Here is a 23571-nt window from a genome sequence, read left to right as displayed (position 1 = left end):
GAAACGGACACGACAGCCGATGACACAGAATCTGAAAACCGTTCTGCGCCGATCCGCGCTCACTCTCCTCCTGTCGGCCGGACTTTTCGCCCAGGCCACCGCCGCCCGCGCGGACACGCGCTTCCAGCAGTGGATCGCCGATTTCTATGCGACGGCATCCGAGGCCGGCATCAGCAAATCGACCTACCAGAAGGCGTTTTCCGGCGTCAAGACACCCGATCCCGACGTTCTGGAAAAGGCCGCCTACCAGCCGGAATTCAAGCACAAGATCTGGGACTATCTCGATTCGCGCGTCAACCCCTACACGGTGCGTATCGGCCAGGAGATGGCCGCCAAACATGGCCGAACGCTTGCGGCCATAGAGCGGCATTTCGGCGTCGACCGCAACATCCTGCTGGCCATCTGGTCGATGGAATCGAACTACGGCGCGGTGCTGGAGAAGGACGACCGGCTGCACTATGTGCCGCGCGCGCTGGCAACACTCGCCTATGCCGACAAGAAGCGGGCGAAATATGCGCGCACGCAGCTTGTCGCGGCGCTGAAGATCCTCCAGCGCGGCGACATCGCGGCCGGCAAGATGACCGGTTCCTGGGCCGGCGCCATGGGCCACACCCAGTTCATCCCGACGAGCTACATGATCTATGCCGTCGATGCGGATGGCAACGGCCATCGCGACATCTGGAACTCGGTGCCGGACGCGCTGGCGACGGCCGCGAACCTGCTTGCCAAGAACGGCTGGCAGGCGGGCAAGACCTGGGGCTACGAGATCGTCGTGCCGCAGGGCGGCAGCAAATATTCCGGCCAGACCAAGACGCTCGCCCAATGGGCGAAACTCGGCTTCACGCGTCCGAGCGGCAGCGGCTTCAACAACGGCGCCGACCGCGCCGAGCTGAAGCTGCCGGCCAATGGCGGCCCGGGCTTCCTGATGACCAAGAACTTCTTCGTCATCAAGCGCTACAATGCATCGGATTCCTACGCCATGGGCGTCGGCATGCTGGCCGACCGGCTCGCCGGCTACGGCGGCGTCAAGCAGCGCTGGCCGCGCCCGGACGGCGCGCTCGACATCACGGAGAAGTTCGAACTGCAGACGCGCCTCAAGGAACTCGGCTATTACGAGGGCGAGGTCGACGGCAATTTCGGCTCCGGCTCCAAGGCCGCCATCCAGGCCTTCCAGAACCGCATGGGCCTTGCCGCCGACGGCCAGCCGAGCCAGCAATTGCTGCGCGCGCTGCGCCGCTAGATCATCGGGAAAGACGAAGAGGGGCGCTACGGCGCCCTTTTTGCTGCCGGGCTTTCGCCCGGCGCGCACATTTGCCATCATGCCGCCACCACGATCCCGCAGGATCGCGGGCAAGACGGGAGCCCTCGCGATGAGCACGACGACCACCTTGCGGATTGTGCGCCTCGGCCTTGCCCTCGTGGCCGCGGCAAGCGTCGTTATGACCGCCCTTCCGGCCGGCGCGCAGCAGCGCAAGGAGCGCAAGACCATCCTGGAACTGCTCTTCGGCAAGCCGAAGCGCGAGGAGGTGGCCCCGGAGCGGCAGGTCAGGAAGCCGCGCACCGTCAACCGCAAGAAGAAGCAGGCCAGCGCCGTCGCCGCGCGGCCCGAGCCGGCGGCGATCGAGAAATCGCCGGACGCCAAGGTCGTGCTCGTCGTCGGCGACTTCATCGCCAGCAGCCTCGGCGAGGGCCTTGTCGCCGCCTTCGAGGCCACGCCCGGCATCGTCGTCGAGCGCCGCACCAATGGCTCCTCCGGCATCGTGCGCGAGGACTATTACGACTGGCCGGCGTCCCTGCCCGGCCTGATCGCCGAAACCAAGCCCGCCCTCGTCGTCCTCAGCATCGGCGCCAACGACCGCCAGCAGATGGCGGTGGCCGGGGAAAAGGAAAAGTTCCGCTCCGAGGCCTGGACCCGGGAATACGAAGCGCGTGTCGATCGCCTCGCGATGCTCGCCCGCGCGGGCGGCAAGCCGATGATGTGGATCGGCATGCCGGCCTTCCAATCCTCGGCCATGACGGCCGACATGACGACGCTCAACACGATCTACCGCGCCGGAGTCGAAAAGGCCGGCGGCGAGTTCATCGACATCTGGGACGGCTTCGTCGACGAGAACGGCAAGTTCGTCATTTCGGGCTCCGACATCAACGGCCAGCAGGTGCGCCTGCGCGGCTCCGACGGCATCAACTTCACCAAGGCCGGCAAGCGCAAGCTCGCCTTCTATGTAGAAAAGGAAATCCGCCGCGTGCTGGGCGATGCCGCCGCCGACGGCCCCGGCCTGCAGGGCGATCTCAAGGACCTCGTGGTGACCGCGCCGGCCGAGGACACGGAGATCACCAAGACGCTGCCGATCAGCCTCGCCGACCCGGCGCTCGACGGCGGCACGGCGTTGCTCGGCGGCGCCGCGATCAGGGGCAACGGCAAGAGCCTGCGCGAGAAGCTGGTGGAGAAGGGAGAGATCGCCGATGCGCCGCTCGGCCGCGTCGATGATTTTCGCCTGAACAAGGCCGCGACACCCTGATCGACGTCCTTTGCCGGCTCAGGTAGCAACGCGCGGCAGCGTGATGCGGGCGCAAAGGCCGGGCTTGCGGTTTTCCAGCGCGAAGCTGCCGCTCGCCTCCTCGACGAAGCTCTCGGCGATGGCCAGCCCCAATCCCGCGCCCTCGCTGGTCGTATCGAGGCGGCCGCCGCGCTTCAGCACGAACTCGATCTCGCCTTCGGGAATGCCCGGACCGTCGTCGACAACCTCGATGACCGCCGCCGCGCCCTCCGCCCGGGCCAGGATGCCCACGGTGGTCCTGGCATAGCGGGCGGCATTTTCCGCAAGGCTGCCAAGGATTTCGGCGAGGTCCTCCGCATCGATGCGCAGGAGGAGGCCTGGCTCGATCTCCTGCTGCCAGTCGAGATCCCGTCCGGCCGGCGTGCGCGAGACGACGCTGACGACCTGCGCGGCGACGCGGGCGAGATCGCTGCGCGCCGTATGCCCGCGCTCGGCCTGGCGCGCGCGCGCCATCTCGTGATCGACATGGCGACGCATGCGCAGGATGATCGCCTCGATATCGCGGGCGACATCCTCCTCGCCCCGCTCGCGCAGGCGCAGCACATCGCCGGACAGGATCTGGAGCGGCGTCTTGAACCCATGGGCAAGGTCGGCCGCCCGCTCGCGCGCCTTACGCAACTGGTTCTCGCGCGATTGCAGGAGGGCGTCCACCTCGCCGGTGAGCGGCAGCACCTCGTCCGGAAAATCGGTGCCGAGCCGTTCCGCCTTGCCGGCGCGGATGGCCGAAAGGCGTTCCGTCAGCGTCGCGAGCGGGCGGAGGCCGACGAAGATCTGCACGAAGCTCGCCACCAGCAGGAGCACGGCGAGCGCCTGCAGATAAGGCAGGAGGTCCCCCTCGAACTCGTCCGTCGCGCGGGAAATGTCCGTGCGGTCGATGGCGACGGCGACGCGCAGGGGCAGCGCCCCGGCCCGCTCGCTGGTCACCACCTCGCGCTCGACGAGCAACAACGGCGCGTCGCCCGGGCCCCTGACGGTCGCCGTATGGACACCGCCGGCCGGGATATCTGGCAAAGCCAGCACATCGTCCCAGAGCGAGCGGGAACGCAGGCGCCTTCCCTCGCCCTCGATCTGCCAGTAGAGGCCGGAAAGCGGCCGGTCGAAACGCGGATCGACCGGCGGCTTGACGAGATGCAGGCTCGTGCCCGGCTGCTCGGCGAGGCCGGCGATCACCTGGTTGAGGTGCAGCACCAGTTCGGCGGCGATGCGGCGCTCCACATGCCGCTCGAACAGCGTCGACAGAACGAAGAACGCCGCCACGAGGGCGGCGATGATGGAGGCGGCGCCGGCAAGCGCCAGGCGAAGGCGCAGCGAGCGGCGCGTCACGGCGCGGTCTCGCCCATGTAGTAGCCGAAGCCCCGCCGCGTGCCGATGGCGACGGCGCCGAGCTTCTTGCGCAGCCGCGCGACGAGCGCCTCCAGCGCATTGGCATCGCGCGAGAAATCGTCGCCGTAGAGATGTTCCTGCAACTCGGTCGGCGGCACGATGCGGTCGCGGTGGTGGCCGAGATAGCTGACGAGCCGGTATTCCAGCGGCGTCAGCGACTGCGGCACGCCGTTGACGCTGACGCGCATCGCCCGCGTATCGATGGTGACAGCGCCGACGGCAATGGTCGCCGCGCCATGGCCGACGGAGCGGCGGATGAGCGCGCGGGCACGGGCGAGCAGTTCCTCGAACTGGAAGGGCTTGGGCAGGTAGTCGTCCGCCCCCGCATCGATGCCCTCGACGCGCTCGGCCCAGCTTCCGCGGGCCGTCAGCACCAGCACCGGCATGTGCCGGCCGTTGGCGCGCCAGCGCTTGAGGAGCGACATGCCGTCCATGCTGGGCAGGCCGAGGTCGAGGATGATGAGGTCGTAGTCCTCGGTGTCGCCGAGGAACCAGGCGTCCTTGCCGTCCGAGGCGGTCTCGACGGTATAGCCGGCCCCCGTCAGCACGGCGGAAACATCGGCCGCGATGCGGGCATCGTCCTCGACGAGAAGCAGGCGCATCAGTCGTCGTCGTCCTCTACGATCGCCATCGTCTTGGCATCGAGCTGCAGCTCGATGATCTGGCCGGACGGCTGGATGAATTCCAGCTCATATATATAGCGATCGTTCTCGCGCTCAAGCTCGACTTCGATGAGGTCGCCCTCGACATGCTTGCGCGCCTCCTGGATGATCTGTTCGAGCGGGCGCACGAGACCCTGCTCAAGGGCGCGGCGGGCTTCCTCGTGCTCGACCGCGTCGTCGTCGTCATCCGCCTGTGCGCCCATCGGCGGGGCAACGGAAAGGGCGACGAACAGGGCGAGCGCCAGCGGAAAGGGGGTCAGTATCTTCTTGATCATGGGCCTACCTATACGCGCATCAAGCTGACAAATCGCTGACAGCGCCTGTCAGGCAAGCGACAGGCGGCCTGTGCGAAACCTCTCCTCACAACGACAGGAAAGGACTTCGCCATGCGCCTCATCACGACCGGCCTTCTCGCCACCGGCCTCCTGGCCCTCGCCGGGCCGGCCCTTGCCGAAACAACCACCGCCCCCGTGCGCAAGACGCTGGAGCAGGTCGCCACCGAGCTTTCGGCCAAGGGTTACGTCATCCGCGAGATCGAGATGGACGACGGCCATTTCGAGGCGAAGGTCATCGATGCGAAGAACGTGACGAGCGAAGCCAGGATCGACAGCTACACCGGTGAGATCCTACGCCTCGAGCGCGAAGACTGATCCCGCCCCTTTTCCACCTCATTGACCTCCCAATCGAACAAGGACATCTCTCATGGTTAAGATCACCGGCACCTCCACCGCCAACACGCTCAAGGGCAAGTCCACGGCGGACGACATCTACGGCAAGGGCGGCAACGACAAGCTCTTCGGCTACGGCGGCAATGACGACCTGGAAGGCGGCACCGGCAACGACTGGCTGCAGGGCGGCACCGGCAACGACGAATTGACCGGCGGCTCGGGCCGCGACACCTTCGTCTTCTCCGCCGGCCGCGACGAGATCGACGATTTCTCCACGAGCGCCGACAAGATCGTCATCGACAGCGCGCTCGGCGTGAAGAGCTTTGCCGAACTGAAGGCGATCGCCAAGTCCGTCGACGGCGGCGAGGACGTGCGCTTCGACTTCGGCGACGGCAACACGCTGACGCTCGAGGACACCAAGCTGTCGAGCCTCAAGGAAAGTCACTTCTCCTTCAAGGCCGTCGACACCGACGAGCCGAAGGACCCGCTCTCCGGCGATAACGTGCTGAACGGCAACGGCAAGGCCAACACCCTCTCCGGCGGCGACGGCAATGACCGGATCTCCGGCCACGGCGGCAACGACAAGCTTTCGGGCGACGCCGGCAACGACAAGATCTGGGGCGGCTCGGGCCATGACGACCTTGAAGGCGGCTCTGGCAACGACAAGCTCTACGGCGGGTCGGGCAATGACGACCTCGAAGGTGGCTCCGGCAAGGATCGCCTGGACGGCGGCTCCGGCAACAACGAACTGGAAGGCGGCGCCGGCCGCGACACCTTCGTCTTCAAGACCGGCAAGACCGAGATCGAGGATTTCCAGACCAATTTCGACAAGATCGAGATTGCGAAAAGCCTCGGCGTTTCCAGCTTCGCCGACCTGACGGACGTCGCCCGCACGGCCGATGGCGGCAAGGACGTGGTGTTCGATTTCGGCCAGAGCGAACTGCGCCTCGAAGATACCAAGCTCGCCGATCTCTCGGCATCGGACTTCCTCTTCGTCTGAGGCGGGATGAGAGCATTCAAAACGACAAAGGGCGCGCCGGTTTCCCGGCGCGCTCTTTCGTCATTTCCGGCAATCTAGCGGGGCAGCGTGGTCGAGCCCATCAGGGCCTCGTCGATGGCGCGGGCGGCCTGGCGGCCTTCGCGGATCGCCCAGACGACCAGCGACTGGCCGCGGCGCACGTCGCCCGCCGTCCAGAGCTTGTCGACCGAGGTCTTGTAGTCGCGCTCGTTGGCGATGACGTTCGAGGAGCCGCGCTTGTCGGTGTTGATCGCAAGCTTGTCGCCAAGATCCTTCAGTACGCTATTCGTGAAAGGGCCGCGGAAGCCGATGGCGATGAAGGCGAGGTCCGCCTTGATGATGAACTCCGTGCCGGGTATCGGCTTGCGGCGATCGTCCACCTGGCAGCACTTCACGCCCGTCAGCACGCCGTCCTCGTCGCCGACGAATTCGAGCGTACCGACCTGGAACTCGCGCACGGCGCCCTCGGCCTGCGAGGAGGAGGTGCGCATCTTCGTCGCCCAGAACGGCCAGACGGCGAGCTTGTCCTCCTTTTCCGGCGGCTGCGGGCGGATGTCGAGCTGGGTTACCTTCACCGCGCCCTGGCGGAAGGCGGTGCCGACACAGTCCGACGCCGTGTCGCCGCCGCCGACGACGACGATGTGCTTGCCACCGGCAAGGATCGGCTCGGACGGCCAGCCGACGCTGTCGATGTTCTCGCGACCGACGCGGCGGTTCTGCTGCACGAGATAGGGCATGGCATCGTGCACGCCGGCAAAGCCGACGCCCGGAATGCCGGCATCGCGCGGGGTTTCCGAACCGCCGCAATAGAGCACGGCGTCATGCTCGGCGAGCATCTCGTCCATCGGCTTGTCGACGCCGACATTGATATCGTAGTGGAAGGTCACGCCCTCGCCGCGCATCTGGTCGACGCGGCGGTCGATGAAGTTCTTCTCCATCTTGAAGTCCGGGATGCCATAGCGCAGCAGGCCGCCGGCCTTGGATTCGCGCTCGTACAGGTGGACCTCGTGGCCGGCGCGGGCAAGCTGCTGGGCAGCCGCCATGCCGGACGGGCCGGAGCCGATGACGGCGACCTTCTTGCCGGTCTTCACGGTCGCCGGCTGCGGCACGATATAGCCCATCTCATAGGCCTTGTCGGCGATCGCCTGCTCGACGGTCTTGATGGAGACCGGCATGTCCTCCAGGTTCAGCGTGCACGCCTCCTCGCAGGGGGCGGGGCAGACGCGGCCGGTGAATTCGGGGAAGTTGTTGGTCGAATGCAGATTGCGGATCGCGTCTTCCCAGTTGCCGTTGTAGACGAGGTCGTTCCAGTCCGGGATCTGGTTGTGGACCGGACATCCGGTCGGGCCGTGGCAATAGGGGATGCCGCAGTCCATGCAGCGCGCGGCCTGCTTCTGGACCTCGGGGTCCGACATGGGGATGGTGAATTCGCGAAAATGGCGGATGCGGTCGGAAGCCGGCTGATACTTCATCACCTGCCGGTCGATTTCCATGAAACCAGTAACCTTGCCCACTTTTGTAATCCTTGCTCAAAACGGGGCGGCTGGGCCCCAGTACCAGTAGGCAACTCCCGCTACCAATCCTAGTACGATGAATTCGATCCTGATCTCGCCGTTCACAACGGTCGCAATCCCGGGGACCGCGACCGCAACACCAAGCGCTATCAGTCGGTGAAGGTAGGTGAAGCGCTGCCTCACTCGGCAGCGACCCCCATCCTCATGCGCTCCATCTCTTCGAGCGCGCGGCGGTACTCGACCGGCATCACCTTGCGGAATTTCGGACGATACTCGGCCCATTTGTCGAGGATCTCCCGGGCCCGCGGCGAACCCGTATAGTGCAGGTGGTTGGAGACGAGCTGGTAGAGCCGCTCCTCGTCGTGGCGCGTCATGTCGCCGGAGACGTCGACCATGCCCTTGTGCATGAGGTCGCCACCATGGTGATGCAGCTTCTCCAGCATGTCGTCCTCTTCCGGCACCGGTTCGAGTTCGACCATCGCCATGTTGCAGCGACGGGCGAAATCGCCGGCCTCGTCGAGCACATAGGCAACGCCGCCCGACATGCCGGCCGCGAAGTTGCGCCCTGTCTGGCCGATGACGACGACGACGCCGCCCGTCATGTATTCGCAGCCATGGTCGCCCACGCCCTCGACGACGGCGACGGCACCGGAGTTGCGCACGGCGAAGCGCTCGCCGGCGACGCCGTTGAAGTAGCACTCGCCGGAGATCGCGCCGTAGAGCACGGTGTTGCCGACGATGATCGATTCGTGCGGCACCGCGCGGTTGCCTTCCGGCGGGCGCACGACGATGCGGCCGCCCGAAAGCCCCTTGCCGACATAGTCGTTGCCGGCGCCGACGAGATCGAAGGTGATGCCGCGGGCAAGGAAGGCGCCGAAGGACTGGCCCGCCGTACCGTTGAGCTTCACCGAGATCGTGTCGTCCTTCAGCCCCTTGAAGCCGTAGCGCTTGGCGACGGCGCCCGACAGCATCGCGCCGGCGGAACGGTCGACGTTCTTGATATCCACCTCGAAGGCGACGGGCGTCTTCTTGTCGAGCGCGGGCCTGGCCTCCTCGATCAGCTTGCGGTCGAGGATATCCACGATCGGGTGGTTCTGGCGCTCGGTCCAGTAGGTCGCCTCCTTCGGCGCATCCACCTTGTGGAAGATGCGGGAGAAGTCGAGGCCGTTGGCCTTCCAGTGCGAGATCATCGTCTCCTTCTCCAGAAGCTCGGAGGCGCCGATGATCACGTTCAGCGAGCGAACGCCGAGCGAGGCCAGGATTTCGCGCACCTCTTCGGCGACGAAGAAGAAGTAGTTGATGACATGCTCCGGCGCGCCCTTGAAGCGCTTGCGCAGGACCGGGTCCTGCGTGGCGACCCCCACCGGACAGGTGTTGAGGTGGCACTTGCGCATCATGATGCAGCCCGCCGCGATCAGCGGCGCGGTGGCGAAGCCGAACTCGTCCGCCCCCAGCAGCGCGCCGATGACGACGTCGCGGCCGGTCTTCAGGCCGCCGTCGACCTGAAGCGCGATGCGCGAGCGCAGCTTGTTGAGCACCAGCGTCTGGTGCGTTTCGGCAAGGCCGATTTCCCAGGGGCTGCCGGCATGCTTCAGCGAGGTGAGCGGCGAGGCGCCCGTGCCGCCGTCGAAGCCGGCGATGGTGATGTGGTCCGCGCGCGCCTTGGCGACACCGGCGGCGACCGTGCCGACGCCGACTTCCGAGACGAGCTTGACCGAGATATCCGCCTCGGGATTGACGTTCTTCAGGTCGTAGATGAGCTGCGCCAGGTCCTCGATCGAGTAGATGTCGTGGTGCGGCGGCGGCGAGATGAGGCCCACTCCAGGGGTGGAGTGACGGGTCTTGGCGACCGTCGCATCCACCTTGTGGCCGGGCAACTGCCCGCCCTCGCCGGGCTTGGCGCCCTGCGCGACCTTGATCTGCAGCATGTCCGCATTGACGAGGTATTCCGTCGTCACGCCGAAGCGGCCGGACGCGATCTGCTTGATCGCCGAGCGTTCGGGATTGGCCGAACCGTCCGGCAGCGGCAGGTAGCGGTCGGCCTCCTCGCCGCCCTCGCCGGTATTCGACTTGCCGCCGATCCGGTTCATGGCGACGGCGAGCGTCGTGTGCGCCTCACGGGAGATCGAGCCGAAGGACATGGCGCCCGTCGAGAAGCGCTTGACGATATCGACCGCCGGCTCGACCTCGTCGATGGAGATCGGCTTGCGGCCGGCCGCTTCCGCGCCTTTGATGGAGAACAGGCCGCGGATCGTGTTCATGCGCAGCGACGAGGCGTTCACCAGGTCGGCGAACTCCTTGTAGCGATCGGCCGCGTTGCCGCGCACCGCATGCTGCAGCGAGGCGATGACGTCCGGCGTCCAGGCGTGCTCCTCGCCGCGCATGCGGTAGGCGTATTCACCACCGATATCCAGCGTGTTGGCGAGCAGCGGGTCGCGCCCGAAGGCGGCCTTGTGGCGGTTGAAGGTCTCCTTGGCGATGGCATTGAGGTCGATGCCCTCGATGGTCGTCGCCGTGCCGAAGAAGTACTTGTCGACCAGTTCGGAGGAAAGGCCGATGGCGTCGAAGATCTGCGCGCCGCAATAGGACTGGTAGGTCGAGATGCCCATCTTGGACATGACCTTCAGGATGCCCTTGCCGATCGCCTTGATGTAGCGGTAGACGACCTCCTCCGCATCCACTTCCTTCGGGAACTCGCCGCGCTTGTGCATGTCGGTGAGCGTGTCGAAGGCGAGATAGGGGTTGATCGCTTCCGCGCCGTAACCGGCCAGAAGGCAGAAGTGGTGCACTTCGCGCGGCTCGCCGGTCTCCACGACCAGGCCGACCGAGGTGCGAAGCCCCTTGCGGATCAGGTGATGGTGCACGGCGGCGGTCGCCAGCAGCGCCGGGATCGCCAAGCGGTCCGGCCCGATCTGGCGGTCGGAGAGCACGATGATGTTGTAGCCGCTCCCGACGGCCTGCTCGGCGCGCTCGCACAGCCGGTCGAGCATTTCCGGCATGCCGTCGGCGCCGCGCGAGACGTCATAGGTGAAGTCGAGCGTCTTGGTGTCGAAGCGGTCCTCGACATGGCCGATGGAGCGGATCTTCTCCAGGTCGCCATTGGTAAGGATCGGCTGACGGACCTCCATGCGCTTGGCCTTGGCCGCGCCGCCGTGGTCGAGGATGTTCGGCCGCGGGCCGATGAAGGAGACGAGGCTCATGACCAGTTCCTCGCGGATCGGGTCGATGGGCGGGTTCGTCACCTGCGCGAAGTTCTGCTTGAAATAGGTGTAGAGCAGCTTGGTCTTGTCGGACATGGCCGAGATCGGCGTATCCGTGCCCATGGAGCCGATCGCCTCCTGCCCCGTCGTCGCCATCGGCGACATCAGGAGCCTGGTGTCTTCCTGCGTATAGCCGAAGGCCTGCTGGCGGTCGCGCAGCGAGACGTCGCGACGCAGCGCCCGCGGCTCGACCGGGCCGAGGTCTTCGAGGATGATCTGGGTGTTGTCGAGCCATTCGCGGTAGGGATGCTTGGCGGCGAGCGCGGACTTCACCTCCTCGTCGGAGATGATGCGGCCTTCCTCCATGTCGATAAGCAGCATCTTGCCCGGCTGGAGACGCCACTTCTTGACGATGCTCTCTTCCTTGACCGGCAGCGTGCCGGCTTCGGAGGCGAGGATGACGCGGTCGTCGTCGGTGACGAGGTAGCGCGCCGGGCGCAGGCCGTTGCGGTCGAGCGTCGCGCCGATCTGCTTGCCGTCGGTGAAGGCGACGGCGGCCGGGCCGTCCCACGGCTCCATCAGCGCGGCGTGGTATTCGTAGAACGCCTTGCGCTCCTGGCTCATCAGCTGGTTGCCGGCCCAGGCCTCGGGGATCAGCATCATGACGGCATGCGCCATCGAGTAACCGCCGCGCACCAAAAATTCGAGCGCATTGTCGAAACAGGCCGTGTCCGACTGGCCTTCATAGGAGATCGGCCAGAGCTTGGTAATATCCTCGCCGAATAGCGGCGAGGAAACGGAGGCCTGGCGGGCCGCCATCCAGTTGACGTTGCCGCGCAACGTGTTGATCTCGCCGTTATGGGCGACCATGCGATAGGGATGCGCCAGCTTCCACGAGGGGAAAGTGTTGGTGGAGAAGCGCTGGTGCACGAGGGCGACGGCCGATTCGAAGCGCGGATCGGCGAGGTCCTTGTAATAGGCGCCCACCTGATAGGCGAGGAACATGCCCTTGTAGACGATGGTCGTCGAGGAGAGCGACACCGGGTAGAAATTGCTCTCCTCGCCTTCGTATTCGTCATAGATACGGTTGGAGATCACCTTGCGCAGTGTGAAGAGCCGGCGCTCGAACTCGCCGTTCGTCGCGGCCTCGCGGCCCGCGCCGATGAACACCTGGACATGCCGCGGCTCGGTGGCGGCGATCTCGGGCGCCCTGGAGAGCGAGGAATTGTCGACCGGCACGTCGCGGAAGCCGATGAGGACCTGTCCCTCCTCGGCCACGACATCCCCGATGACCTTCTTGAAATAGTCGACGAGCGTCTCGTCCTGCGGCATGAAGATGTGGCCGACGGCATATTCGCCCGCCTTCGGCAGCGTGATGCCCTGCTTTGCCATCTCCTCGCGGAAGAAGCGGTCCGGAATCTGGACGAGAATGCCCGCACCGTCGCCCATCAGCGGATCCGCGCCGACAGCGCCGCGATGCGTCAGGTTCTCGAGCATGAAAAGCCCGTCCTTGACGATTTGGTGCGATTTCTTGCCTTTCAGATGCGCCACGAAGCCGACGCCGCAGGCATCGTGTTCATTGCGCGGATCATAGAGTCCTTGTTTTTTCGGCAGGCCCGGTTTGGAAGCGCGTGTCGTGGCGCCCGTCGCAGTCGCCTGCGCCCGGAACTGCCGCAAATCATGTGCTTGGGTCTTCACCATCATCTTCTTCCTCCTGCGCGCCCCATCCGGGCAGCCGTTTGCGCCCGTGCGACCCCTTGCCTTGGACGGGGCCTCGCGAGCGGTTGCTTCCTGAACCCGGTGCGGCCGCAAAGCGACGGCCGGCCGGAAGTGATCATCGTGACCGCCAGGGCGGCGGGCTTGCATAGGGAGCGGCCTTCCCTCGCCCGGCGCCGTCTTCGGCTGTCTCCGCGGTCGCGGAAGGCGCCTCTTCGGTCTCTTGACCGAAATAGGACAGCAAGACTGTCCTATTTCATGGGCTCTATGCCAGAAACACCCCCTGCCCGCAAGGCCATCATGCCAAATAATCACCACCTCATGAAGAAAAATTGCCCGCCCTGCCGCAAGCTTGAAATTAAATTACCGATGCCCGGCACATTGTTTCCATTCCTTTCATTCTCCAGGGGGATGGCACCTTCCGTCGTTTTCGGCGATTGATCGCCCTTATTTCTCCATTATGGTCCTCCCGCAGCCACATTCGCACTGGAAACCACATGTTTTTCGCCTCCGACAACTGGGCCGGCGCCCATCCCCTCATCGCACAGAGCCTCGTGACGGCAGCCGGCGGCTTCGCCTCGGCCTATGGCACCAGCGACCTCGACAAGCGTGTGGAAAAGACCTTTTCGGAGATTTTCGAGCGCGACGTCACCGTCTTCTTCGTCGGCACGGGCACGGCGGCCAATTCCCTGGCGCTCGCCAGCTTCAACCGCCCCGGCGGCCAGGTCTTCTGCCACCGCGAAGCCCATGTGAACGTCGATGAATGCAACGCGCCGGAATTCTTCGCCGCCGGCTCCAAGCTGGTGCCGATCGACGGGCCTGCCGGCAAGCTCTCCCCCGACGCGCTCGCCGCCGCCATCGGCCGCTTCCCGCCGGATTTCGTGCATGGCGGGCAGCCGATGGCCGTCACCATCACCCAGGCGACCGAAGCCGGCACCGCCTATACGCTCGACGAGATCGCCGCCCTTTCGGCCGTCGCGAAGGCGGCCAGCCTGCCGCTGCACATGGACGGCGCCCGTTTCGCCAACGCGCTCGCCCATCTTGGCACGACGCCGGCGGAGATGACCTGGAAGCGCGGCGTCGACATCGTCTCCTTCGGCGGCACGAAGAACGGCTGCTGGTGCGCCGAGGCGCTGGTGCTGCTCGATCCCGGCAAGGCGCAGCAGATGCATTTCCTGCGCAAGCGCTCGGCCCAGCTCTTCTCCAAGTCCCGCTTCATCGCCGCCCAGTTCGACGCCTATTTCAAGGACGGGCTCTGGCTCACCCTCGCGCGCCATTCCAACGCCATGGCGGCACGCCTTGCGGCCGGTTTCGCCGTATCGCACACGGCCCGCCTCGCCTGGCCGACCGGCTCGAACGAACTCTTCGCCATCATCCGCAACGATGCGATGGCGGCCCTGAAGGACAAGGGCGCCGTCTTCTACGACTGGCCGGCCGGCCCCGAGCTGAAGGCGACCATGCGCGCGGACGAAACCCTCATCCGCCTCGTCACCAGCTTCGCAACGACCGAAGAGGACGTCGACGCCTTCCTCTCGGCGCTTTGACACCAAAAAAGGCGGTGCCCTGCGGCACCGCCCTTCTTCATTCCCGACGTAGGCGGGCGATCAGTTGGTCTGCGCTTCGATCTGCTTGGCGTCGCGCTGGACGGCAGCGATCTCGATACGACGCGGCTTGGCAGCTTCCGGGATCTCGCGCAGGAGATCGATGTGGAGAAGGCCGTTCTTCAGAGAGGCGGCGCGCACTTCCACATGATCGGCGAGCTGGAAGCGGCGCTCGAAGGCGCGCTTGGCAATGCCGCGATAGAGAAACTGGCTGTCCTCGGCCGCTTCGTCCTTCTTCTCGCCCTTGACCGTCAGCGCATGCTCGCGCGCCTCGATGGAGAGTTCGCTCTCGTCGAAGCCGGCCACCGCCATGGTGATGCGGTAGGTATTTTCGCCGGTGCGCTCGATGTTGTAGGGCGGATAGCTCTGCGCCTGGTCGGGCTGGCCGAGGCTGTCGAGCATGGTGAAGAGACGGTCAAAGCCGACGGTGGAGCGATAGAGGGGGGAGAAATCGACGTGACGCATGGTGTCCTCCTTTAGAGCAACGGTTGCAGTCTTTCTGAAGGCTGCCCCCGATTTCCGAAGGTGCAGCCCGGTTCAACCGGCCTCCGCCCCATTCTGGCGACGGAAACCTCGACGGACCCTTTCGGCGCCCGTGACGATGAGATGGGAATGGATTTTCGGCCGTTCAAGGGGTGTCGGGCGGGCGAAAGCGCAAGCCCGCAGAATTTTCCAGATGAACGGCGGATGAACGGCGGCTTCGGACAGCGTTCAGATTGACCCTGCTAGAACGGCAGCATCGGAAGCGAAAACTTCTGACGACCGGGGTGTAACGTCCCTTCCTTCTCGGTCAAATTACGCCGGACTGCATGTGTTGCCACCCCCGTTGCCGCATGCAGCCGGCTTTTTTCTTTGACGGCACCGGCGCCAGCGCCTATCCATCGATCATCGAGGCCTGCCGAGACCCGCCTGCGCCATGGATCCCATCCTCCACGCCACCGCCGACAATCCCGTCCCCGAGAACCATTTCGCCGGCTTCCTGGAAGGCAGCGGCGGCGTGAAGATACGCTATGCGGTGTTCCGCTCGGCGGTGCGCGAGGCCAGGGGCACGGTCGTGCTTTTGCAGGGCCGCAGCGAGTGCATCGAGAAATATTTCGAGACGATCAACGACCTCACCGCCCGCGGCCTCTGGGTCGCCACCTTCGACTGGCGCGGCCAGGCCGGTTCCGACCGGCTGATAGCAGGCAGCCGCACCGGCCACATGACGCGGTTTGCCGAATACGAGGCCGATCTCTCGCTCTTCCTGGAGAAGATCGTGCTGCCGGACGCGCGCCTGCCCTTCTTCATCGTCGCTCATTCGACCGGTGCGCTCGTCGCCCTTTCCCAGGCACCGCTGCTCGAAAACCGCATCGAGCGCATGGTGCTCGCCGCCCCCTTCATCGCGCTTGCCGGCCAGTCGATGAGCCAGCGCAAGATCACTGTCATCGCCCGCCTCGCCACGCTTTTCGGCCTCGGCAAGCGCACCTTCCGAAAGGGCGATCCGCCACTCGACTTCGCGCACAACATCGTGACGTCGGACCAGCGGCGCTTTGCCCGCAACGCCGCGATCTTCGCCGAGCATCCCGAGCTTTCGATAAGCTGGCCCTCCGCCCGCTGGCTGAACGAGACGCTGAGGACCATGGCGCGCGTGACGCATCAGGATCACCTGACGCGCATCCGCATCCCCACCCTGCTTTTGTGCCCGACGCGCGATGCCCTCGTGCCGCGCAAGGCGATCGGCGATCTCGCGCGCATCTTCCGTGCCGCCCGCCTGATCGAGATCGACGGCGCGCGCCACGAACTGTTCCAGGAGGCCGACCGCTACCGCGCGCAGGCGCTGGCGGCGATCGACGCCTTCATTCCGGGAAGCGACGCCGAGCAGACCAGCCTCGGCGCCTGAGCGCGGCCCTCAAGCCTTCAGCAGCGCCATCGCCTCGTCATAGACCTTGCGGCTGCCGGCCGCGATGATCTCGCCGCCCATTTCCGCCGGGCCGCCGTCCCAGGCGGTGATGATGCCGCCCGCCTGCTCGATGACCGGGATGAGGCCGCCGACATCATAGGGCTTCAGCCCGCATTCGACGACGAGGTCGATATGGCCGGCGGCGAGCAGCGCATAGGCGTAGCAATCGACGCCGTAGCGGAAGAGGCGAACCTTCTCCTGCACCGCTTCGAACCGCGTCTTGCGGCTTTCCGTGAAGAGATGCGGCGAGGTGGTGAAGAGGATGGCATCCGACAGGCTGTCGCATGGCCGCGTCGACAGCGTCTTGCTGCCGTCCGGCCCGGCATAATGGGACACCTTGCCGTCGGCGAAGTAGCGCTCGCGGGTGAACGGCTGGTCGATCAGCCCCATGACGGCCTCGCCATTGCGGTAGAGGCCGATCAGCGTGCCCCAGACCGGCACGCCGGAAATGAAGGCGCGCGTGCCGTCGATCGGGTCGATGACCCAGACATATTCGCGGTCGAGGCCGACCGAGCCGTGCTCCTCGCCGAGGATGCCGTGTTCGGGGAAACGCTGCTCGATCAAGGCGCGAATGGCGAGTTCCGCCGCCCGGTCGCCCTCCGTCACGGGGTCGAAGCCGGCGGCCTCCTTGTTGACGACATCGGCGCCGGCGCGAAAGCGCGGCAGGGTTTCCCTGGCGGCGGCATCGGCAAGACGGTCGAAGAAGGCGCGATCAGGCAACATGGGGATCTCTCGGAGGGCTGCAGACCGCCTTCCTTACTGTATCGCCGCGCAAAACGAAACCGGATTGACGCACACGCCCGCACGCGAAGGCCTTAAGAAAATTGCGCGGCGGGACGCAAATTTGCGCGTCTGCTGCGCTTGACAATTGTGCAGCGCAATATTATTGTTTTCTTACAGTCACTCGTGGCTGTAAATACCCTCCTTGGGTGTTTCCTCCCTAGACTTAGCCGCGCCTCAAGCGCGGTTTTTTTTGACGGGAGGCCGCCTATTCCGCGGCAAGCGCCCGGTCGACGGCATATTCCTCCACATGGTCGGAAAAGTCCTGCAGGAAGGACGAGATCGCCGTTTGCAGCACCGCGAAGTCCGGCCGCTTGGCCAGCGTCGTCTCGTCGACATACAGGCTGCGGTTCACCTCGATCTGCAAGGCATGCAGGCCCTTGGCCGGCCGCCCGTAATGCTCGGTGATGAAGCCGCCCGCATAGGGCTTGTTGCGCACCACGCAAAAGCCCATGTCCTCCAGAAGCCGCATCGCGGTGCGCGACAGCTCGCCCGACGCGCTGGTGCCGTACCGGTCGCCGATGATGAAGTCCGGCCGCATGCCCGTGCCGGAGACGCGGATATTGCCGGGCATGGAATGGCAATCGATGAGCACGGAGAAGCCGAAGGCGACATGGGTGCGCACGACGAGGCGGCGAAGGCACGCATGATAGGGCTTGTAGACCGTCTCCACCCGCTCCAGCGCCTCCTCCACGGGAAAGCGCTGGCGGTAGATTTCCATGTTCTCGGCGACGACCCGCGGCACGGTGCCGAGCCCGCCGGCCACCCGGATCGAATTGATGTTGGCATAGGCGGGCAGCGCGCCCTCGAACATGCGCGGGTCGAGTTCGTAGGGCTCGCGGTTGACGTCGAGCCAGGCACGCGGGAAATGCGCGATCAGCATGGGCGCGCCGAGCGCCGGCGCGACCGAGAACAGTTCGTCGACATAATGGTCTTCCGAGCGACGGATACCGAGCGCGTCGAGACGCGACTGCGCCAGGAAACCCTGTGGATAACGGCGCCCGCTATGGGGGGAATTGAAGACGAGTGGCACGCTCTGCGAAACCGGCTCCAGCACTTCGAAGGGACTGTTTTCGCTAAAAGCCTCCGCCATTGTTGTCCTTTACCATGCCGTCAAGTCATTGCGTCCGCCATGTTGCCAGCGGCCATCGTGCGTGTCCATACTGACAAACGAGGGATAAAGGCTTGCCCTCACCCATTCACCGGATATTTACCGGAATACGCTCTTGTAACAGAACCGCCCGTCCGCGGGCCGACAACCTTAGCAACGGTTCCCGAACTCCATGACACCCAAGATTCTCCTCGCAGAAGACGACAACGATATGCGCCGATTCCTCGTGAAGGCGCTTGAAAAGGCGGGCTACCAGGTGTTGTCCTACGACAACGGCGCCAGCGCCTATGACCGGCTTCGCGAAGAACCCTTCTCGCTGCTGCTCACCGACATCGTGATGCCGGAGATGGACGGCATCGAGCTTGCCCGCCGCGCGACCGAGCTGGACCCGGACCTGAAGGTCATGTTCATCACCGGTTTCGCCGCCGTGGCGCTCAACCCGGATTCCAAGGCCCCGAAGGACGCCAAGGTTCTGTCAAAACCGTTCCACCTGCGTGATCTCGTGGAAGAAGTCAACAAGATGCTGGCGGCCTAACCCCCGGAAAAGACCGCAAAATCGGCCCGTAAAAAAAGCTTCGAAAAGCTATTGACGCGCCTCACGGTTTTGTGGTCTATGCCCCTCATCGGATGGGCGTGTAGCTCAGCGGGAGAGCACTACGTTGACATCGTAGGGGTCACAGGTTCAATCCCTGTCACGCCCACCATTCGAATTCCAAAGGCCTTTCGGGAAACCGGAAGGCCTTTTGCTTTGCCGGCGCGGGCTTGCCGTCGAAGCCGGGCCTTCACCCCGTCGATTTCGGGCTTCCGCGGCCCTGCCGCAGACGGAGCTGGGGCCTTCCACTGCTTTCCATACGGCAGCGATTTCCTGCCCACTCGGGTGGCGGCGAGGAAATACACATATGCCATGCAGGAAAGAGTTGACGACGGGGTGTCTCTTGCGGTCATATGATCGTCGCCCAACGTCGCATATTGCACTATGGACCGGGGTCAAGTAGGTGAAGTTCCACCTGAATCCGGCAGGCCGGCGTCATGCCGCACGCGCACTCCCCGCACGATTACCCCCGTAAAACCGTAAAGTGTTTATCGCCCCGCAATGCTTGCGACCGTCTGTCGCTCTCCCAAAGATGGCGCACCCCGTTGGAGGACGGGAATTCGAAAAGTCGATGTGATCGGAGGAGGATCCATGAGCGACGCATCCAGCATACACCCGGTGGACGAGAAACTGCCTGCGGGCCGGCTCGCGACGCTGGGCATCCAGCACGTACTCGTCATGTATGGCGGCGCGGTCGCCGTGCCGCTCATCGTCGGGCGCGCCCTGCAACTCAGCCCGCAGGACGTCGCGTTCCTGATTTCTGCCGACCTCTTCGTCTGCGGCCTCGTGACCATCATCCAGTCGCTCGGCTTCGGCCGGCATGTCGGCATCCGCCTGCCCGTCATGATGGGCGTCACCTTCGCCTCCGTCGGCCCGATGGTCTCCATGGCCACCATGACACCGGGAACGGAGGGCGCACGCATGATCTTCGGCGCCATCATCGGCGCCGGCTTCGTCGCCTTCCTGCTCGCGCCCATCATGGGCCGGCTCTTGCGCTTCTTCCCGCCCGTGGTGACGGGCACGATCATCCTCATCATCGGCGTGTCGCTGATGCGGGTCGGCATCAACTGGACCTTCGGCAATCCCTTCGGTCCGACCGCGCCCAAGCTGATCGACCCCACGCATGCCGAATGGCTCGCCCAGATGAAGACGCTCGCCGAAAGCGGCGGCCCGGCGGTGCCCAGCGGATTCGCCATCGCGCCGACCGTTTCCAACCCGGTCTATGCCGAGCCGAGCCATATCGCGCTGTCGGCGCTGGTGCTGATCTCCATCCTCGCCATCGCCCGCTTCGGCCGCGGCCTCATCAGCAATATCGCCGTCCTCAGCGGCGTCGTCATCGGCTGCGTCGCCGCCTCGATCCTCGGCATGATGCATTTCGACCGCGTGGCCGATGCCGGCTGGTTCGCCGTCGTCACGCCGCTGCGCTTCGGCATGCCGATCTTCGATCCCGTGCTGATCGCCACCATGACGCTCGTGATGATCGTCGTCATGATCGAATCGACCGGCATGTTCCTGGCGCTCGGCGAGATCACCGGCCGGCCGGTCTCTCAGCAGAACCTGACCGCGGGCCTGCGCGTCGACGGCATCGGCACGATGATCGGCGGCCTGTTCAACACCTTCCCCTATACGAGCTTCTCGCAGAATGTCGGCCTCGTCGGCGTCACCGGCGTGAAGAGCCGGTATGTGTGCGTGGCCGGCGGCATCATCATGATCGCGCTCGGCCTCATCCCGAAGATGGGCGCCCTCGTCGAAGCCGTGCCGACCTTCGTGCTCGGCGGCGCCGGCCTCGTGATGTTCGGCATGGTGGCCGCGACGGGCGTGCGCATCCTCACGACGGTGGACTTCAAGTCCTCGCGCAACAACCTCTTCGTCGTCGCCGTCTCCGTCGGCTTCGGCCTGATCCCGCTGCTCGCGCCGAACTACCTGATGTGGATGCCGCATGCGATCCATCCCATCATCGAATCGGGCATCGTGCTCGCCTCCATCGTCGCCGTCCTGCTGAACGCCTTCTTCAACGGCGTGCGCTTCGAGCAGTCCGACGCCGTCGAGGCCGCCCGCATGGCCGACAGCCACTAGGAGACCGGCCCACCCAAAAAACCCGGCTTGCCGTGCGCGAGCCGGGTTTTCTCGTGAACGATGCCGTATGGAGGCTAGGCGGCGGCGGGCATTCGTCAGTTCAGCGGGATCTGAAGGCCGCCCGAGGCCGGCGGACGGGCATAGGTCGTGTTGTTCGCCGCGGTCGTGCTGCATCCTGCCAGCGACAGGACCGCGAGCGCGGCGACGACGAAACCGGTAATGGGGCGCATGAATCTCTCCTTTGCGGTGTGCCCGTATGACATAGGCATGATGGGGGCCGGCGTCCACCACGACGGACCCGCATCCGCGGCGGTCGTCACGGCGCCTCGTCGCGGCCCATCAGGCCGGAAATGTCGCGCGCGGCAAGATCGAGGATATGGCGCGAACGGGCTTCTGCCCGCACGCCGTCGCGCAGCCGCAGCGCATCGACCAGGTCGCGGTGCACGCAGAGCGCCTCGTCGTGCCGCTCCGTCGCCCGGTTGGAGGCGTGCAGTGCATAGGAAAGCGCGGCGTGGATGATCGAGGAGAGCTGGTGGAAGACCTGGTTGTGGCTCGCCTTCAGCAGGGTCTCGTGGAAGCGCGCATCGGCGGCGGTGAAGGCTTCGAGATCGCCCTCGGCAGCGCCCATGTCGTCGCAGGCGCGCTCGAGGTCGGCGATCTCCTGCGCCGTCGCACGCGCGGCGGCGAGAAAGGCGGCGGCGGGCTCGACGGTGCGGCGCGCTTCGAGGATCGAGCCGAGAAGCTCGGCCGACAGCACGCCCGGCCCCATCCAGTCGAGGATCTGCGCGTCGAGCACGTTCCATTCCGAGCGGTCGCAGACGAGCGTGCCGACCCGCGGCCGGCCGCGCACGAGGCCCTTGGTTTCCAGCACCTTCAGCGATTCGCGGATGACGGTGCGGCTGACCCCGTAGGTCGCACACAGGTCGCTTTCACGCGGCAGCACCGTCCCGGGCGCAAAGCGCCCGCCGCAGATATCGCCGCCGATCGCCGCGGTCACGTTGTGGCGCACCCGCGGCCGACGCGGCGACGGCCGGTGCGCCTTTGTTCCCTTGCCCGCCACGCTGCCTCCGCTTCCTCAACCGGCATGATCGTACAATTGCCGCTCAATTATATGACTAATCGGCGGCGAGAGCCATGGCCACCATCCGGAGGGGATCGCAATCCACAATATTGACTTCTGCCGACAAAGTGCATAATGCGCCGGTCCCAACCGAGGAGCCGCCATGCTCGCCGACCGCCCCCCCGTGCTCGTCCTCAACCCGAAAGACAATGTCGGGGTCGTCCCCGTCAATGTCGATGCCGGCCGCATGCTGGTGAACGGCGTTGCCGCCGCCGAGCGCATTCCGCGCGGCCACAAGGTGGCGATCGCGCCGATCGCGGAAAACGAGCCGGTGCGCAAATACGGCCAGATCATCGGCTATGCGACGAAGGCGATCCGCCCCGGCGAGCATGTCCACCTGCAGAACCTCGCCATTCTCGACGTGGCGCTGAAACACGAATTCTGCGTCGACAACGCGCCGCCGGCTATGGTGCCGGAGGGCGCGCGCCGCACCTTCGAGGGATATGACCGCGGCAACGGCCGCATCGGCACCCGCAACTATATCGGCATCCTCTCCACCGTGAACTGTTCCGCCACGGTCTCGCGCTATGTCGCCGAGCACTATGCCCGCAGGTTCCGCGAGGCCGGCCACGACAATATCGACGGCGTGGTGGCGCTGACCTATGGCGGCGGCTGCGCGCTGAACCTGAAGTCCGAGGGCGGGCGCATCCTGACGCGCACCTTCAAGGGCTATGCTCGCAACCCGAATTTCGGCGGCATCCTGATGATCGGCCTCGGCTGCGAGACCTTCCAGTACGGCCCGCTCGTCGAGGAGGCCGGGCTGGAGGAAGGCAAGACCTTCCGCACCATGATGATCCAGAACCAGGGCGGCACGCGCAAGACCATCGAGGCGGCCTGCGCGATGATCGACGACATGCTGCCGGATGTCGGCCGCATCCGCCGCACGCCGCAGCCGCTGTCGGGCATCAAGCTGGCGCTCGAATGCGGCGGCTCGGACGGCTATTCCGGCATTTCCGCCAACCCCGCCCTCGGCGTCGCATCGGACCTTCTGGTCAAGGAAGGCGCGACGACGGTGCTATCCGAAACGCCGGAAATCTACGGTGCGGAACACCTCTTGACCCGCCGGGCCGCCCGACCGGAGGTCGCGGAGAAACTGCTTTCCCGCATCGACTGGTGGCGGGACTACACGGCGAAGAACGACGCCGAACTCAACAACAATCCCTCGCACGGCAACAAGGCCGGGGGGCTCACCACGATCCTGGAAAAATCGCTCGGCGCAGTCGCCAAGGGCGGCTCCATGCCGCTCAACGCCGTCTATGAATATGCAGAAGAAGTCACGGAGCCGGGTTTCGTCTTCATGGACACGCCCGGTTACGACCCCGCGGCCGTGACCGGCCAGATCGCCGGCGGCTGCAACCTCGTCGCCTTCACCACCGGCCGCGGCTCGGTCTCCGGCTACAAGCCGGCGCCCTGCATCAAGATCGCCACCAACACGCCGATGTACGAGCACATCAAGGACGACATGGACATCAATTGCGGCACGATCGTCGACGGCACGGAGACGATCGAGGAGGCCGGCCGGCGCATCTTCGATTTCGTCATCGAAACCGCCTCCGGTCGCAAGACGGCGAGCGAGGCCTTCGACTACGGCGACAACGAGTTCGTGCCCTGGCAGGTCGGCGCCATCACCTGA

The 23571-nt window shown here is 65.5% G+C and carries 19 protein-coding genes and 1 tRNA gene; 10 read left to right on the top strand and 10 right to left on the bottom strand.

Annotated elements, in window-relative coordinates:
* Positions 1-19: 19 nt before the first annotated feature.
* Complete coding sequence (locus AB3G45_RS10070; RefSeq protein ID WP_367830418.1) at positions 20-1240, top strand: lytic murein transglycosylase; 1221 nt, start codon at positions 20-22, stop codon at positions 1238-1240.
* Between the two features lie 130 nt (positions 1241-1370).
* Positions 1371-2519, top strand: coding sequence for a DUF459 domain-containing protein (locus AB3G45_RS10065; protein WP_367830417.1), 1149 nt, complete (start codon positions 1371-1373; stop codon positions 2517-2519).
* An 18-nt stretch (positions 2520-2537) separates the two neighbouring features.
* On the opposite strand, the gene AB3G45_RS10060 is transcribed toward AB3G45_RS10065, so the two are convergent.
* From AB3G45_RS10060 to AB3G45_RS10050, 3 genes are read right to left on the bottom strand one after another with little or no spacing between them, the layout of a single operon-like run.
* Positions 2538-3881 (bottom strand): sensor histidine kinase, encoded by a 1344-nt coding sequence (locus AB3G45_RS10060; protein WP_367830416.1) that lies wholly within the window; start codon positions 3879-3881, stop codon positions 2538-2540.
* Positions 3878-4543: a response regulator transcription factor gene (locus tag AB3G45_RS10055; protein WP_367830415.1), complete on the bottom strand. Its 666-nt coding sequence runs from the start codon at positions 4541-4543 to the stop codon at positions 3878-3880. The genes AB3G45_RS10060 and AB3G45_RS10055 overlap by 4 nt, the downstream gene beginning before the upstream one ends.
* Positions 4543-4878: a PepSY domain-containing protein gene (locus AB3G45_RS10050; RefSeq protein ID WP_367830414.1), complete on the bottom strand. Its 336-nt coding sequence runs from the start codon at positions 4876-4878 to the stop codon at positions 4543-4545. The genes AB3G45_RS10055 and AB3G45_RS10050 overlap by 1 nt, the downstream gene beginning before the upstream one ends.
* Before the next feature lie 111 nt (positions 4879-4989).
* Here AB3G45_RS10050 and AB3G45_RS10045 point away from each other — a divergent pair, with 111 nt between their 5' ends.
* The gene (locus tag AB3G45_RS10045) at positions 4990-5253 is read left to right on the top strand and encodes a PepSY domain-containing protein (RefSeq protein WP_367830413.1); all 264 of its coding nucleotides are present in this window, start codon (positions 4990-4992) and stop codon (positions 5251-5253) included.
* A 52-nt stretch (positions 5254-5305) separates the two neighbouring features.
* Positions 5306-6271 (top strand): calcium-binding protein, encoded by a 966-nt coding sequence (locus tag AB3G45_RS10040; protein ID WP_367830412.1) that lies wholly within the window; start codon positions 5306-5308, stop codon positions 6269-6271.
* Between the two features lie 74 nt (positions 6272-6345).
* Here the strand turns inward: AB3G45_RS10040 and AB3G45_RS10035 are convergent, their stop codons facing one another.
* Positions 6346-7803 carry a glutamate synthase subunit beta gene (locus AB3G45_RS10035; protein WP_367830411.1) on the bottom strand — a complete coding sequence of 486 codons (1458 nt, stop codon included), beginning with the start codon at positions 7801-7803 and terminating at the stop codon, positions 6346-6348.
* A gap of 179 nt (positions 7804-7982) precedes the next feature.
* Positions 7983-12707 carry a glutamate synthase large subunit gene (gene gltB / locus AB3G45_RS10030; protein WP_367830410.1) on the bottom strand — a complete coding sequence of 1575 codons (4725 nt, stop codon included), beginning with the start codon at positions 12705-12707 and terminating at the stop codon, positions 7983-7985.
* Between the two features lie 509 nt (positions 12708-13216).
* Here gltB and AB3G45_RS10025 point away from each other — a divergent pair.
* On the top strand, positions 13217-14263 hold the full coding sequence (locus AB3G45_RS10025; RefSeq protein WP_367830409.1) for a low specificity L-threonine aldolase: 1047 nt from the start codon (positions 13217-13219) through the stop codon (positions 14261-14263).
* A 60-nt stretch (positions 14264-14323) separates the two neighbouring features.
* Here the strand turns inward: AB3G45_RS10025 and AB3G45_RS10020 are convergent, their stop codons facing one another.
* A complete protein-coding gene (locus AB3G45_RS10020; protein ID WP_367830408.1) occupies positions 14324-14785 on the bottom strand; it encodes an Hsp20 family protein in 462 nt (153 codons plus the stop codon).
* 451 nt (positions 14786-15236) lie between these two features.
* Here AB3G45_RS10020 and AB3G45_RS10015 point away from each other — a divergent pair, with 451 nt between their 5' ends.
* The gene (locus AB3G45_RS10015) at positions 15237-16199 is read left to right on the top strand and encodes an alpha/beta fold hydrolase (protein ID WP_367830407.1); all 963 of its coding nucleotides are present in this window, start codon (positions 15237-15239) and stop codon (positions 16197-16199) included.
* Positions 16200-16208: 9 nt separating this feature from the next.
* Here the strand turns inward: AB3G45_RS10015 and hisN are convergent, their stop codons facing one another.
* Together hisN and AB3G45_RS10005 are read right to left on the bottom strand one after the other, a co-directional pair.
* On the bottom strand, positions 16209-16982 hold the full coding sequence (gene hisN, locus AB3G45_RS10010; protein WP_367830406.1) for a histidinol-phosphatase: 774 nt from the start codon (positions 16980-16982) through the stop codon (positions 16209-16211).
* A 265-nt stretch (positions 16983-17247) separates the two neighbouring features.
* Positions 17248-18132: an N-formylglutamate amidohydrolase gene (locus tag AB3G45_RS10005; protein WP_367830405.1), complete on the bottom strand. Its 885-nt coding sequence runs from the start codon at positions 18130-18132 to the stop codon at positions 17248-17250.
* A gap of 190 nt (positions 18133-18322) precedes the next feature.
* On the opposite strand from AB3G45_RS10005, the gene cpdR1 reads away from it, so the two are divergent.
* From cpdR1 to AB3G45_RS09990, 3 genes are all read left to right on the top strand, one after another.
* Entirely contained in the window at positions 18323-18685 is a 363-nt protein-coding gene (gene cpdR1, locus AB3G45_RS10000; protein ID WP_023512679.1) for a response regulator CpdR1, read from the top strand.
* A 94-nt stretch (positions 18686-18779) separates the two neighbouring features.
* Positions 18780-18854, top strand: a tRNA-Val gene (locus AB3G45_RS09995).
* A gap of 479 nt (positions 18855-19333) precedes the next feature.
* Positions 19334-20818, top strand: a complete 1485-nt coding sequence (locus AB3G45_RS09990; protein WP_367830404.1) for a nucleobase:cation symporter-2 family protein — start codon at positions 19334-19336, stop codon at positions 20816-20818.
* 95 nt (positions 20819-20913) lie between these two features.
* Here AB3G45_RS09990 and AB3G45_RS09985 read toward each other — a convergent pair whose 3' ends face one another.
* Together AB3G45_RS09985 and AB3G45_RS09980 are read right to left on the bottom strand one after the other, a co-directional pair.
* Positions 20914-21048 (bottom strand): hypothetical protein, encoded by a 135-nt coding sequence (locus tag AB3G45_RS09985; protein WP_367830403.1) that lies wholly within the window; start codon positions 21046-21048, stop codon positions 20914-20916.
* A gap of 86 nt (positions 21049-21134) precedes the next feature.
* The gene (locus AB3G45_RS09980; RefSeq protein ID WP_367830402.1) at positions 21135-21878 is read right to left on the bottom strand and encodes a FadR/GntR family transcriptional regulator; all 744 of its coding nucleotides are present in this window, start codon (positions 21876-21878) and stop codon (positions 21135-21137) included.
* A 163-nt stretch (positions 21879-22041) separates the two neighbouring features.
* Here AB3G45_RS09980 and AB3G45_RS09975 point away from each other — a divergent pair, with 163 nt between their 5' ends.
* Positions 22042-23571, top strand: a complete 1530-nt coding sequence (locus tag AB3G45_RS09975) for a UxaA family hydrolase (RefSeq protein WP_367830401.1) — start codon at positions 22042-22044, stop codon at positions 23569-23571.

Source organism: Shinella sp. S4-D37, from assembly GCF_040812195.1.
GTDB lineage: Bacteria > Pseudomonadota > Alphaproteobacteria > Rhizobiales > Rhizobiaceae > Shinella.
The sequence above is the reverse complement of the archived record's forward strand: the minus strand, read 5'-3'. Positions and strand labels throughout refer to the sequence as shown.